Source organism: Micromonospora sp. NPDC007230 (assembly GCF_042869115.1).
GTDB lineage: Bacteria > Actinomycetota > Actinomycetes > Mycobacteriales > Micromonosporaceae > Micromonospora.
Genome location: NZ_JBIAFE010000004.1, coordinates 81,690 through 94,361, shown reverse-complemented (window position 1 = coordinate 94,361; position 12,672 = coordinate 81,690). Strand labels below are relative to the sequence as shown.

General features: G+C 73.3%; 11 protein-coding genes. 6 read left to right on the top strand and 5 right to left on the bottom strand.

Features of this window, described 5'->3' with window-relative positions; genetic code table 11:
• Positions 1 to 144: 144 nt before the first annotated feature.
• Entirely contained in the window at positions 145 to 495 is a 351-nt protein-coding gene (locus ACFYML_RS07550; protein ID WP_387419801.1) for a winged helix-turn-helix transcriptional regulator, read from the bottom strand.
• Positions 496 to 547: 52 nt separating this feature from the next.
• Here ACFYML_RS07550 and ACFYML_RS07545 point away from each other — a divergent pair, with 52 nt between their 5' ends.
• Entirely contained in the window at positions 548 to 1,429 is an 882-nt protein-coding gene (locus ACFYML_RS07545) for an NAD(P)-dependent oxidoreductase (RefSeq protein ID WP_387419800.1), read from the top strand.
• A gap of 122 nt (positions 1,430 to 1,551) precedes the next feature.
• On the opposite strand, the gene ACFYML_RS07540 is transcribed toward ACFYML_RS07545, so the two are convergent.
• Both ACFYML_RS07540 and ACFYML_RS07535 read right to left on the bottom strand, forming a co-directional pair.
• A complete protein-coding gene (locus tag ACFYML_RS07540) occupies positions 1,552 to 4,923 on the bottom strand; it encodes an AAA family ATPase (protein ID WP_387419799.1) in 3,372 nt (1,123 codons plus the stop codon).
• 140 nt (positions 4,924 to 5,063) lie between these two features.
• The gene (locus ACFYML_RS07535; protein ID WP_387419798.1) at positions 5,064 to 6,989 is read right to left on the bottom strand and encodes a metallophosphoesterase; all 1,926 of its coding nucleotides are present in this window, start codon (positions 6,987 to 6,989) and stop codon (positions 5,064 to 5,066) included.
• Positions 6,990 to 7,063: 74 nt separating this feature from the next.
• Between ACFYML_RS07535 and ACFYML_RS07530 the strand changes: the two genes are divergently transcribed.
• The 4 genes from ACFYML_RS07530 (at position 7,064) to ACFYML_RS07515 (ending at position 10,866) form a co-directional block, all read left to right on the top strand.
• Positions 7,064 to 7,330: a hypothetical protein gene (locus ACFYML_RS07530; protein ID WP_387419797.1), complete on the top strand. Its 267-nt coding sequence runs from the start codon at positions 7,064 to 7,066 to the stop codon at positions 7,328 to 7,330.
• Between the two features lie 28 nt (positions 7,331 to 7,358).
• Complete coding sequence (locus tag ACFYML_RS07525; RefSeq protein WP_357434187.1) at positions 7,359 to 7,580, top strand: hypothetical protein; 222 nt, start codon at positions 7,359 to 7,361, stop codon at positions 7,578 to 7,580.
• 49 nt (positions 7,581 to 7,629) lie between these two features.
• Positions 7,630 to 7,956: a GYD domain-containing protein gene (locus tag ACFYML_RS07520; RefSeq protein WP_387419795.1), complete on the top strand. Its 327-nt coding sequence runs from the start codon at positions 7,630 to 7,632 to the stop codon at positions 7,954 to 7,956.
• A 132-nt stretch (positions 7,957 to 8,088) separates the two neighbouring features.
• Entirely contained in the window at positions 8,089 to 10,866 is a 2,778-nt protein-coding gene (locus tag ACFYML_RS07515) for a BTAD domain-containing putative transcriptional regulator (protein ID WP_387419794.1), read from the top strand.
• Between the two features lie 59 nt (positions 10,867 to 10,925).
• Here ACFYML_RS07515 and ACFYML_RS07510 read toward each other — a convergent pair whose 3' ends face one another.
• Together ACFYML_RS07510 and ACFYML_RS07505 are read right to left on the bottom strand one after the other, a co-directional pair.
• Complete coding sequence (locus ACFYML_RS07510; RefSeq protein ID WP_387419793.1) at positions 10,926 to 11,174, bottom strand: hypothetical protein; 249 nt, start codon at positions 11,172 to 11,174, stop codon at positions 10,926 to 10,928.
• A gap of 162 nt (positions 11,175 to 11,336) precedes the next feature.
• Entirely contained in the window at positions 11,337 to 12,017 is a 681-nt protein-coding gene (locus ACFYML_RS07505) for a DUF998 domain-containing protein (RefSeq protein WP_387419792.1), read from the bottom strand.
• Positions 12,018 to 12,070: 53 nt separating this feature from the next.
• Between ACFYML_RS07505 and ACFYML_RS07500 the strand changes: the two genes are divergently transcribed.
• Entirely contained in the window at positions 12,071 to 12,664 is a 594-nt protein-coding gene (locus ACFYML_RS07500) for a PadR family transcriptional regulator (protein WP_387419791.1), read from the top strand.
• The last annotated feature ends 8 nt before the right edge of the window (positions 12,665 to 12,672 follow it).

Below are 12,672 nucleotides of genomic sequence, written 5' to 3'. Positions count from 1 at the left end.
GGCGCCCGTCGTCCGTCCTTTGGGGAGTGTTCCCGGGTAGCCACGTTTTTGTGGGTACTTGGCGGCGGTCGACGGTGAAGCCAAGCTGGTCATGGGCGGTCGAGGGACCGCCAGGAACCGGAACGGGGCGGAGGCGGCGATGGTTCAGGACGCCGGTTGGGCGTTGGTGAGCTTCGCCAGGCGGCGGTGGCCCCAGTCGGAGAGGGGCGCCAACGCCTCGGAGAGTTCGCGGCCGAAGGTGGTCAGGGTGTCTTCGGTCTTCAGCGGCAGCCCTTCGTGCACCTCCCGGTGCACCAGCCCGTCGGCCTCCATCTCCCGGAGGGCTTGAGTCAGCACCTTCTCGGTGAGGCCGGGCAGGCTCCGGCGTAGCTCTCCGGGGCGGCGCGGGCCGGATTCGAGCAGCCAGAGGAGAATCGTCTTCCACTTGCCGTCGATCACGGCGATCGCGGCGGTCACTCCGCACACGTTCGGGTCCTGGGCACGACTGCGCGTCATCTCCGCCCCATTCGTTACTAGTTATTGGCATTTGCCGATGAGGAGTTGAGGTATGTCCGTGGACGAAAAGTCTGTCACCGTGCTCGGCCTGGGCCCGATGGGACGCTCTCTGGCCGGCGCGTTCCTGGCCGCCGGCCTGCCGACCACGATCTGGAACCGGACCCCGGGCCGAGGCCAGGCGTTGGTCGAGCGGGGCGCGGTCGCCGCCCGATCGGCGCAGGAGGCGGTCGCCGCGAGTGGGCTGACCGTGATCTGCGTGGTGAACTACGACGCCAGCGACGCCATCCTGCGGCAGGAGGCGGTCACCGCTGCGCTCAACGGGCGCACGGTGGTGAACCTGACGGCCGACACGCCGGACCGGGCCCGGGACGCCGCCGACTGGGCGGCCACCCACGGCATCGGCTACCTGGACGGCGCGATCATGACACCAACCACGACCATCGGAACGCCGGCGGGGGTCTTCATCCACAGCGGACCAGAGGCGCTCTACCAGCAGCACCGTCCGGTGCTGGACGCGCTGGGCGGCACCCACACCCACCTCGGCGAGGAGATCGGTCGGGCAGCGGCGTACGACATCGCGCTGCTCGACATCTTCTGGACCGCGATGGCGGGCTACGCGCACGCCCTGGCGGTGGCGAAGGCGGAGGGCGTCACCGCACGTGAGCTGGCGCCGTTCGCCAAGGGCATCGGCGCGATCATCCCGCCGATCTTCGAGCAGTTCGCCGAGGACGTGGCGAACGGGACCTACTCCGGCGAGGGCAACCCGATCACCTCGGCCGCGTCGTCGATGGCCCACATCGTCCACGCCTCCGAGGCCCACGGCATCGACGCCGGTGTGATGCGTGCGGCGGAGGGGATGGCCCGCCGCACGATCGGGCTGGGCCACGGCACGGACGGGTTCAGCCGGATCGCCGAGGTCCTGGGACGCCGCTGACGCGGACCGGGCCCGGGCCGACGCCGACGCCGTCTGGATGGCGGCCGAGGCGGCCCGCGCCAGAGCGCGACATCCCAACCACCCCAGGTCCCGGTTGTGCCGGGCCGGCCCGGCGACCGGGCCTAGAGGCGCCACGGCAGCGGCTGCGGGGGCAGGTAGCGGCAGGAACTGCCGGTGGAGACCGTGTCGCGTAGGTGGGCAGCCAGCGCGGGATGCCGGTCGTCGAGCCGGCGCAGGGTGTCGCGGATCCGGGCGGTGACCGCCTTGCGGGCCCGTTCGGCCTCGTCGCCGAGCCGGCGGCTGCGGCCGGCCAGCCCGGCTGCGGCGCGCAGCTCGTCCAGCAGCGCCGCGCGCTCGGCGTCGAGGGCGGCCACCTTCGCCTCGTCGCCGCGTGCGGCGGACCGGTCGATCTCGTCGTCGAGCCGTTGCAGGTGGCGCCGGTAGCGGGCCTTGGCCTCGTCGTCGAGGACCGGGTCACCACCGAGGCGTCGGGCGGCCACCAGCTCCGGCCCGGCGGCGGGGTCGAGCAGCTCGACGGCGGGCACGTCGATGCCCGGGCGGCTCAGCAGCAGGCGCAGGTCGTGCAGGCCTTTGGCGTCGGGCAGGTGCACCACCGTGCCGGAGTACGCGAGCCGCCACACGGCGCCGTCACGCCGGAACTCGTAGTCGGGAACCGGAGCCGGGCCGGGCGCTGCCCGTGTGGCGGCAACCGTGGCGGATGGCTGGTCGGGGCCGGGTGCCGCCAGCGCGGCGGACCGGTGCTCGGGTCCGGGTGCCGCCGGCACCAGGGCCTGCTCACTGAGGGGCCGGACCTCGGCCGCCGTCACCGGGGCGACGAAGCCGCCCGCGGGTGCGGGCACCTGGCCCGGTCCGGCCGACGCCCGGCCGTCCAGCTCGACGGGTGCCGCCGCCGGGACGCCCAGCCGGTGCAGGACCTGCGCCATGCCGAGCGCTCGCGCCTCGGCCGCGGTGGCGGCGCGCAGCTCGGCGGCGGCCTCCGCGTCGCCCGCGCGACCCCGCCCGGTCAGGGCGTCCACCAGAGCGGCGCGGCTGATCAGCGACCACGGTCGGGCGCCCATCCGGTCGGCGGCGGCGCGGGCCGCCTCGAACCCGGCGATCGCGTCGTCCCAGCGCTCCTGCGCGGCGTCGATGACGGCCAGCCAGTGGTCGACCGGGCCGCTGATGTCGCAGCCGAACAGGGCGGCCATCCACTGGCCGCGGTGCGGCGCGAGCGCCTGCCGGGCCTGCGCGCAGCGGTGCGGGTCGCGGGTCGCGGCGGCGGCCTGCGCGCGCAGGCGCAGCCACAGCGGGGACATCGGCCGGGCGTACGTGGTGCCGGCGGCTTCGATGCTGGCGGTCAGCATCGCGGCTGTCTCGCCGTCGCCGCGCTCGGCGGCGGTGATCGCCCTGACCAGCTCCAGGTGGGAGCGGTCGGTCGGATTCACCCCGTCGAGCAGGGTGTCGATCTCGTCGAACCGGCCCTGCAGCAGCAGCCGCGACCAGCGCAGTTGGTGGTTCATGAACCCGTGGTCGGCGTGCTCCCGTTCACTGAGGTCGGCCAGCTCGGCGAGGAACTCGTCGGCCTGGGCGAAGTTGCCCCGGAAGCCGGCGATGATGCCGCCGTCGATGGCCGCCGCCATCTTGTGGCGGGCGACGTCGCCGTCCCGGCCGGCCGTGACGAAGGCGGTGAGCTCCTGGTGGTAGCGCGGGTCGTTGAGTTCGAGCAGCGCGACCCAGCGCAGCGAGGTCGCCCACAGCTCGGTCTCCCGGTCGCCGGTCCGGCGGGCCACGTCGCGGATCTCGGCGGTGAGCGCGGCCCGGTCGGCGGCAGTGCCGAGCCCCCAGGTGGTGTCGTGGCGGGCCCACAGGCTGAAGGTGAGCGCCTCGTCGTCCTGGCCCCACCGGGCGAGCGTCTCCGTAGCGGTGATGAGGTCGGCGACGACGGTGCTGAGCGGCATGCTGCCGTCGGGTTCGCCGATGAATCGCCGGTACGCCTCGCGCAGCAACTCCTCGGCGTCGGCCAGGCGGCCGGTGAAGGTCTGGTGCCGGTGGACGCTGAGCGCGACCCGGGCCAGCACCGCCGGCTCGTCGAGGGTGAGCGCGAGCGCCGCGGCGTCGGCGAGCAGCCGCCGGGCCTCGTCACCGACGACGTGCAGCAGCAGCTGGGCGAGCTCCACCATGATCTTGACCCGCTGCGCCGGCTGCTCGGTCACCTCCAGGGCGCGGCGGAAGTGCAGCGCCGACTCCTCCACCGCCAGCCGGCCGCCCGCGTCCCGGGCGGCGGCGACGAGCAGGTCGGCGGCCCGGGACGGGTCGAGGTCGGTGCCGGCGAGCCAGGCGTGGCGGGCCAGGTCGGCGGGGATGAGCCGCTCGGCGAGCGCCGCCGAGTGGTCGACGGCCCGGACGACGGTGGCGTGCCGGGCGCGCCGGTCGTCGTCGGGCAGCCCGTCGTAGAGGGTTTCCCGGACCAGGTCGTGGGCGAAGGCGAACCGGCCGCCGCCGCGGGAGATCACGAGCCGGGCGGTCACCGCGCGGTCGAGCAGCCGGTCGACCTGCGCCGCCGGGGTGGGCACGCAGGCGGCGAGGACCTGGCGGTGGAAGTGGCGGCCGAGCACGGCGGCGACGGTGAGCGCCTCGACCACCGGGGCGGGCAGTTGGGCCAGCCGCCGCCGCACGGCCTCCCGGACGCCGGGAGCGATGGTGCTGACCTGGCCGTCGGCGCGCCACAGCCGGGCGGTCTGCTCGACGAAGAACGGGTTGCCGCCGGTGCGCCGGTGCACCTCGTCGACGAGGTCGGCGTCGGGCTCGGAACCCGCCGTGCGGGTCATCAGCGCGGCCACCTCGTCGCGGGACAGGCCGGTGAGGGTGATGGTGGTGGCCTTCGCGGTCAGCGGCATCAGCAGCGGGCGCAGCCGGTGGTCGCCGGACTCGACCTCCGCGTCGCGGTAGGTGCCGATCAGCAGCAGCCGTTCGAACCAGGTGTGCTGGGTGGCGAACTGCAGCAGCCGCATCGACGCGGCATCGGCCCAGTGCAGGTCGTCGAGGACGACCACGACCGGCCGGCGCTGGGAGGCCGCGACCAGGGCGGTGGTCACCGCGTCGTGCAGTGCGAACTCCTCCTGGTCCCCGTCGTCCCCGACGTCGCCGCCACGACCGCCGGGTGTCTCGCCGAGCAGCACCGCGAGCCCGGGCTCCGCGGCCTCCCGGGCCAGGGCCCACTCGTCGGGCGAGCGGCGCAGGCCGCGCAGCACCTGCACCCACGGCCAGTAGCCGGGTGCGCTGTCGGAATCCCAGCAGGCGGCACCGAGCACGAGCGCGCCGCGCCGCCGCGCCTCCTCCGCCGTCGCGGTCACCAGCGTGGTCTTGCCGATGCCGGGCTCGCCGGTGACCAGGACGAGGCCGCCGTGGCTCGCGGTCACCCGGTCGACTTCGGCGCGCAGCAGCCCGGCGGGGTGCTCCCGCCCGATGATCTCCTCGCCGAACCGCGGCTCCATGACGTTCCGACGGTAGCGGAAGCCTCCGACACCGGGAGGACACCCGGAGGATGACCGGGCAGCTTCGCCGCGGCGAATTTTCGTCGGACGGGTGACCCCGCCGACCCGGATGGGGCCGACGGGGTCAGCGCACGTGGCGACTACCGGTGGCAGGACGCCGAGCCGGAGTCGGTGAAGCCGCTGGTGCTGCCGGCGATCGGCACGAATCGCCAGTCGTAGCCGGTGGGCTTGAGGGTCAGCTCCAGCGCCCCGAACGTGTCGCCCTGCGCGACCTCCAGGTTGGGGACCTGGTCAGGGGTGCCGTGGAAGCCGACGCCGCCGGTGCCGACGATGAACTCCCGCGGTGCGTCGGGCCGGGGATTGCCGGCGACGTCCTGCGGCGCGAACCGCTGGTAGCTGTGGTCGTGCCCGTTGAGGATCACGTCCACGGCGTACCGGTCGGCAAGCTCGTAGAGCGAATTGCTGTCGGGGTTGCCGTAGATCCCGCCGCGGAAGGTGCCGGTGTGCACCGGCTTGTGCCAGAGGGCCAGCACGCACATGTTGTGGTGCCGTTGGAGGTCCTGCTCAAGCCAGGCGTACTGGGCCGAGCCGGGAGCGCAGGACACCACGCCGCACTCGCTGTTGAGCGCCACCACGTGCCAGCGGCCGATGTCGTACGAGTAGTAGCCCTTCTCCCGGTCGCCGGCCCGACCGTCCGGCGCGCCCACGCCGTTGAAGTAGTCGAAGTAGCCGTCGGCGCGGGCCCCCGGGTAGTAGGCCTGCCCGTACTCGTGGTTGCCGACGACCGGGTAGGTGATGTCCTTGACCGCGCCCCACGACTTGTCGTAGGAGGCGAGGAACGCGGGGAGGGTGCCGACGTCGTACTGGTTGTCGGCGAGGGTGAGCACGGCGTCGGGGTTCAGCGACCGCACCGTGTCGGCGACGGCGGCCTGCTGGCAGGTCGTGGGGGTGGTGCGGCTGGTCGCCGCGCAGGCGATGTCGCCCGCGGCCACGACGCGGGCCACGTCGGGACCGGCCATGGGGCGGTCGGGCCGGATCTGGCCGCGGTCGTAGGCGCCGGGTGCGATGGTCGGCGGTGGGGTCCGGAACGTGACGTTCTTCGTACTCGCGTTGCCGGCAGCGTCCGTGGCGGTGACGGCAAGGGTGTGCTCGCCGGCCGGGATGTTGCCGGTCGGGAAGGAGTTGGGCACGGGGATGGTGCGACCGTCCAGCTTGGCGGTCACCGAGGCGACGGCAGAGACGCTGTCGGTCGCCGACACGGTGACCTCGATGCGGTCCCCGGTGACGGTAGTGCCGTCCGCGGGAGTGGTGGCGGTGACGACCGGCCCGCTGTTGTCGGTCAGGAACCGGACGACGGTGGCGGTGCCGGCCGAGGTCACGGTGAGGGCGTGCGGTCCGTCGGGCAACGGGCGGGTGTCCACGCTCGCGGCGACGCCGTGCGCCTGAGCGTCGTCAAGGATGATGGCGAAGTCGGCGGTCACCTGCTCCTCGGTCGCGTTGCCGCCCGGGTAGCCGTCGCCGAGGGAAACCTTGCGGGTTGGCGGGACGGCGGGATCAGCGATGTCCGTACCGTCGAGCGTGGTGATTCGCACGTTGCGGACGGTGAAGTCGTCGTGGTTCGCGGTGAGGTCGGTGGGCGAGATCGAGCTGCCGGCGCGGATGGTGAGGGTGTTGGTTCCGGCGGTCAGGTAGCCGGCGGGAATCGGGATCTCGGCCGTGGCGTAGCCCAGGTAGTCCTTGTTGATCAGGGTCACGATCTTGCCGTTCACCCAGACCGAGTTCAGCAGTTTCTGGGATCCGCTCTGGATGCCCTCCCCCTCGAAGCGCAGGGTGGCGGGCAGGCTCGACACCCCGGTGGTGCTGAGCGGGCTGCCGTCCAGGTGCAGCGAGGGCGGGGGTGAGCCGGTGGCGTAGACGGTGGTGACGCCGCGGATGACGTCGCCGTCGTGGACGGAGGTGGCGGGCGTCGTGCCCGCTGCGTACGCCGGTCCGCCTAACGCGCCGAGGAGCAGTCCGGTGATGGCGAAGGCCGCCAACGCCCGGCCGTGGGGGCGTTGCAGGATCATGTGTCCCTCCAAGCTTCGATCCGGCAGGCCGTGCGCGTACGGGCACAGCCCCGGGCCTGGTCAGGCTAGGAATCGTGGCGATCTTGGAGGTGAACTCGGCGACAACACCGGTGGACGACCTGGATGCACGTCATCGGCAGCGCGGAGCTCGCCGCCGCCTGCTCGCCGCAGACCTGGTGGACGAGCTGCGGTTGATGGTCGACCCGGTACGCCTCGGCGGCGGCAAGCGGATCTGGCCGTCCGACGGGACGTCGCAGTCGTACGCCCTGACCCGCTGCACCCCGACCAGCACCGGGTCGCTGCTGCTGCACTGCGAGCGCGCCGCGGGCGGGCAGGACTAGCGGCGGGCGGAGCGGGTACGCCGCCCGCATGGGTAGCCACAAGCAGAACAAGCATGATCCGGGCGGCGAGTCGGCGCGCGCCGGGCGGAATCCGGGCAGCGGGGCACGGGGCCGGCAGGGCTCTGAGGTGGAGCACTCGCCGGACCGGCGGCACCTGCGGGCCGCGACCGGAACATCGGGCACGGAACGCGACCACGGCCGGGCGAGGGTCGAGGGCGGCGAGCGGGTCCAACGCCAGGGGACGCGCTGAGGCGGTGGCCGTCGGCCGCTGCCCGCCACATCGGGGAGTTGATGTCGAGGTGCCCAAGTTCCTGTTGCAGTCGACCTTCACCGCCGACGGGATCAAGGGGTTGGTTCACGACGGTGGTACGGGGCGCGCCGAGGTCGCCCGGAACACGATCGAGGCCATGGGCGGGAAGGTGGACTCGATCCACTTCTCGTTCGGCAAGTACGACACCTACGCGGTGTGTGAGCTGCCGGACCACAAGACGGCCGCCGCGCTGGCCGTCGCCATCCGGGCGGCCGGCGGCCTGGACACGCGGGTGACGTCGCTGCTGACGCCGGACGAGGTCGACGAGGCGGTGCGGGTGCAGCCCACCTATCAGGCACCCGGCCGGGTAGCCTGATTCGGCCGTCTATTGAGGACACTGTCCGCCGTGGTTTGACCGCTATGCGGGACATCTCCAGCCGACGCACGCAGCGTCATCGGGCGGTCCACTAACGTAGTGGGTTCGCCGGCCGACTGGGGAGCGTGTTGGGTGTTGCGCATCAGCGTGCTCGGCCCGGTGCAGGTGACGCGCGGACACCAGCCCGTCCGGCTCGGCCCGAAGCTGGTCGAGCTGCTGGTGATCCTGACGGTCGACGCGGGTTCGACGGTGCCGGCCGCCCGGGTGGTCGAGCTGCTCTGGGCCGGCTCGCCGCCGTCCGGGGCGCAGGCCACGCTGCGCAGTCACGTGTCGCACCTGCGCCGCGCGCTCGCCTCGCCGGGCGCGCCGGACGATCCGGTGGTGGTGACCGTCGGGTCGGGCGCCGGTGGGGCGTACCGGCTCGATGTGCCGCACGACGCTGTCGACGCGCACCGGTTCGAACGGTGGTGCGCGGAGGGTCGCCGACTGCTCTCCGCCGGCGACAACGACCTGACCGAGCGGGCCGCCGCGGTGCTGGAGCGGGCGCTCGGGCTGTGGCGCGGTCCGGCCTTCGCCGACGTGGCGGACCGTTCCTTCGTCTTGCCGAGGGTCGCCCAGCTCGACGCCGTGCGGCGCGACGCGCGCCGTGGCTACGCGGAGGCGCTCACCGCGCTCGGTCGGCACGCCGAGGCGATCCCCCAGCTCTCCGGTGCGGTGGTCGACGACCCCTACGACGAGGGCGTCCGGCGGCTGCTCGCCCTGGCGCTCTACGCCGAGCAGCGGGTGGACGAGGCGGCCGAGGTCTGCCGCGCCGGCGTGCATCTGCTGCGCGACCGCGGGCTCGACGCCCCCGAGCTGCAGGAACTCCAGCGGGACATCCTGCAGCGGCGGCTGCCGCCGGGCCTGTTGCCGGCGGACCGCGGCAAGCCACTGCGCCCCTGCCTGCTGCCACCGGACCCACCGCAGTTCGTCGGCCGGGTCGACGAGCTGGCCACCGGCCGCGACCTGCTGTCCTCCGCGTCGGGCGGGCCGCCGCTCGTGCTGGTCGGCGGGCCGGCCGGCATCGGCAAGTCCCTGTTCGTGCTGCGGCTGGCGCACACGGTGCTGGGTCACTTCCCGGACGGGCAGCTGTTCGTCAACATGCGCGGGTTCGATCCGACCGGCGCACCGATGGCGGCGGGTGAGGCACTGCTGGGCTTCCTCGACGCGCTCGGCGTACCGCCTGAGCGGTTGCCGGCCACGGTGGAGGCACAGGCCGGGCTCTACCGCGACCTGCTGCGCGACCGGCGGATCCTGGTGGTGCTCGACAACGTCCGCGACGCCGAGCAGGTCCGGCCGCTGCTGCCCGGCGCGCCCGGCTGCGCCACGGTGGTCGCCAGCCGCAACCAGCTGCCCGGCCTGGTGGTGGCCGAGGACGCCCGCCCACTGCGGCTCGATCTGCTCAGTCGCGGCGAGTCGCGGGAGCTGCTCGTGCGCCGGGTGGGCGCCGGCCGCCTGGCCGGTGAGCCGGCAGCGGTGGACCGGATCATCGACTCGTGCGGTCGGCTTCCGCTGGCCCTGGCCATCGTGGCCGCCCGCGCCGCCACCCACCCCGAGTTCCCGCTCGACGCGCTGGTCGAGGAACTGCGCCCGGGGCTAGACGCGTTCGCGGGCGGCGACGCCAGCACCGACGTACGGGATGTCTTCTCCTGGTCGTACCGGAATCTGAACCCGGCGGCGGCCCGGCTGTTCCGGCTGCTGGCGGCGCACCCGGGCCCGGACCTCACCGCCGCCGCGACGGCCAGTCTCGCCGGCCTGCCCGCCGACCGGGTCCGCCCCGCGTTGCGGGAACTCGTCACGGCGCAGCTGGTCGGGGAGCATCGTCCCGGCCGGTACGCGCTGCACGACCTGCTCCGCCTGTACGCCGCCGAGCTGGGCCGCGACGACGAGCAGTCGGCGGCACAGCAGCGGCTCCTGGACCACTACCTGCACACCGCGCTGGCCGCCGACGGGCTGCTGTGGCCGCACCGGGATCCGCTGGCGGCGCCACCGGTCGCCGCCGGGGTGACCGCCGAGGTGTTCGAGGACCGGCCGGCGGCGCTGGCATGGTTCACCGCGGAGCACGCGGTCCTGCTCGCCGTGGTGGACCAGGCGGCGCGCGGCGGGTTCGACGGGCACGTGTGGCGGTTGGCGTGGGCGGCCACGAATTTCTTCGCCCGGCGCGGGCACTGGCCGGATTGGGTACGCACGGGCCGGGCCGCGGTCGCCGCCGCGCGGCGGCAGGGCGACCACGCCGCCGAGGCGGAGGCGCACCGGATTCTGGGTGGCGCGCACGTGCGGCTGCGCCAGTTCGCCGTCGCCCGGGAGCACTACGGGCAGGCGCTGGAGTTGTTCGGCGTCCTCGGCGACCTGGTCGGGCAGGGTTTCACCTGCCGCAGCCTCGGCTGGCTGTGCGAGCAGCAGGGCGACATCGGTGCGGCGCTGGGCCACGACCAGCGGGCGCTGGAGCTGTTCCACCGCGCCGGCCACGAGCGGGGCGAGGCGAACACGCTCAACTCGGTGGGCTGGTGTCACGCCCTGCTCGGCGACCACGAGCAGGCGATCGTGCACTGCCGGCGGTCGCTGGCCCTGCTGGAGCGCCTCGGTGACCCGGTCGGGATGGCCGGCGCGTGGGACAGCCTCGGCTACGCGTACCGGCATGTGGACCTCGCTGAGGCGATCTCCTGCTATCGGCAGGCGCTGCTGCTGTACCAGGGGCTCGGCGACCGGCCGAACGAGGCGGTGACGCTTCGCCATCTCGGCGAGAGCCAGCACGCGTACGGTGACGCCGATGCGGCCCGGCGGTCCTGGCGGCAGGCGTTGGACATCCTCACCGAGATCGAGCACCCGGACGCCGGGCGGGTCCGGGCGCTGCTGGCCGCGGACGGGTAGACCGTGGCGGTGCCGTACCCCCCGTCATCGGTATGGCACCGCCACGGTGGATCGCATGGTCACCCTCGGTCGGCGCCCTCGGCGTCGGTCTCGTCCGAGGTCGCCGCGACGCCCGTCTGCGGGTTGTGGCGCAGGCTTTCGCGGTGGTGCGAGTCGAACCGCCGCTGGAACGGTGTGCTGAGCAGGTGGTTGCGCAGCGACAGGAGGTTCTCCTCGTGGTGGCGCAGCGCCCGGTAGGGCAGGTTATGGCTGGCGGTGTGGAGGGTCGATTCGCCGCCCTGGCGGATGGTCAGGAACTTGTTGTGCATGGGAATCCCCGCGCCCGGATGGAAGTCTGCTGGTGCCAACTGTGGCGGCGGTCTGTGGAAGCGCTGTGGAAGAAGCGTGAAAGCTGCTGCTGGGCCGGCCCTCGTCGTCGCCGCTCGACCGGTCCGGCGCGGCCGTCCCCGGTGGCGCGTGTTGGCGCGGTCTCACTCACCGGCCGGAGCGTGCCGGTAGGCCAGCCAGCCCATGGCCACGAACCAGGCGTGCACCTGCAGCACCAGAAGCCGCTGCACGAGTCCCGCGATGCCGTGCTCGGCGCCGTCGGCGGTTGGCTGGAACGTCGCGAAGAAGGCGACCAGGAGCATCAGGGTCAGCGGGCTGCCGAGCAGCAGCAGGGTGCCGAATCGCCGCCACTCGGGGACGCCGCGGAGGTAGCGCCCGGCGACGAGGAAGGCGGCGATCGGGGTCCCGACGGCGAGGGTGAAGCCGAGCGAGTGCGGCATCGCGGCTTCGAGGTTGAAGATCCCGCACACGACCTGGCCGATCCCGGTGCAGGCGAGCAGCGCGACCGACCAGCGCCGCAGGGCCGGCCGGGTGGGCGGCAGGGCGCGGAACACGCCGACCACGCCGACGGCCAGGACCAGCCCGGTGACGACGAAGGCGATGTTCATGTACGGGGCGGTCACGCCGAGGCCCAGCCCGCTGATCGGCTGGCTGATCGGCGAGTAGTCGGTGAACCGGTGACCGAAGAAGGTGTATCCGGGGCTCAGGATGCCGAGGACGAGCCAGGCGAGGGTGAACAGCACTGGCCCGACAACGGCTCCGAGGGCGAGCCGTCGAGTCGAGCGGGCGGTGTGGTGGCGAGGGAGGTTCATCGTCATAGTCATGAAGTGACTATACATTTTATGACTATGGGAGTGTCAAGCGTTAAGCTCGGCCGGTGACCTCACCACGCCGCTCCGTGCTCGCGCTGGCCGTGCTGTCGATGCTCACCGAGGAGCCGATGCACGCGTACCGGATGCAGCAGCTGATCAAGGAACGGCGCAAGGACGACGTGGTCAACGTCAGCCAGCGCAACAGCGTCTACCAGACGATCCAGCGGCTGGTCCGGGACGGCCTGGTGGCGGTGGAGTCCACCGAACGCGCCGAGAACCGGCCGGAACGCACGACGTACCGCATCACCGACGCCGGACGGGCGACCCTGGGAGAGTGGCTGCGCGCCATGCTCTCCGCCCCGGCCCCCGAGTATCCCGAGTTCCCGGCTGCCCTGTCCTTCCTGCCGAACCTCGCCCCGGCCGACGCCCTCGCCGCGCTGAACACCCGCGCCGCTCGGCTCGCGGAGCGGCTGACCGCGCTCGACGAGGAGATCACCGAGGTCGGCCGGTTCCTGCCCCGGCTGTTCGCGATCGAGTCGGAATACCAACGCCAGGTCATCGCCGCGGAGCTGGCGTACGTCCGCACCCTGATCGAGGACCTGCGCGCCGAGCGGATCACCTGGCCGTTCGTCGACGGTGCGCCGGTCTGGCCGGGCTGAGCAAGGGC

Excerpts from the sequence above, each read along its gene's own strand:
- ACFYML_RS07550 (WP_387419801.1), bottom strand. The coding sequence starts at position 495 with ATGACGCGCAGTCGTGCCCAGGACCCGAACGTGTGCGGAGTGACCGCC.
- ACFYML_RS07545 (WP_387419800.1), top strand. The coding sequence starts at position 548 with ATGTCCGTGGACGAAAAGTCTGTCACCGTGCTCGGCCTGGGCCCGATG.
- ACFYML_RS07540 (WP_387419799.1), bottom strand. The coding sequence starts at position 4,923 with ATGGAGCCGCGGTTCGGCGAGGAGATCATCGGGCGGGAGCACCCCGCC.
- ACFYML_RS07535 (WP_387419798.1), bottom strand. The coding sequence starts at position 6,989 with ATGATCCTGCAACGCCCCCACGGCCGGGCGTTGGCGGCCTTCGCCATC.
- ACFYML_RS07525 (WP_357434187.1), top strand. The coding sequence starts at position 7,359 with ATGGGTAGCCACAAGCAGAACAAGCATGATCCGGGCGGCGAGTCGGCG.
- ACFYML_RS07510 (WP_387419793.1), bottom strand. The coding sequence starts at position 11,174 with ATGCACAACAAGTTCCTGACCATCCGCCAGGGCGGCGAATCGACCCTC.
- ACFYML_RS07505 (WP_387419792.1), bottom strand. The coding sequence starts at position 12,017 with ATGACTATGACGATGAACCTCCCTCGCCACCACACCGCCCGCTCGACT.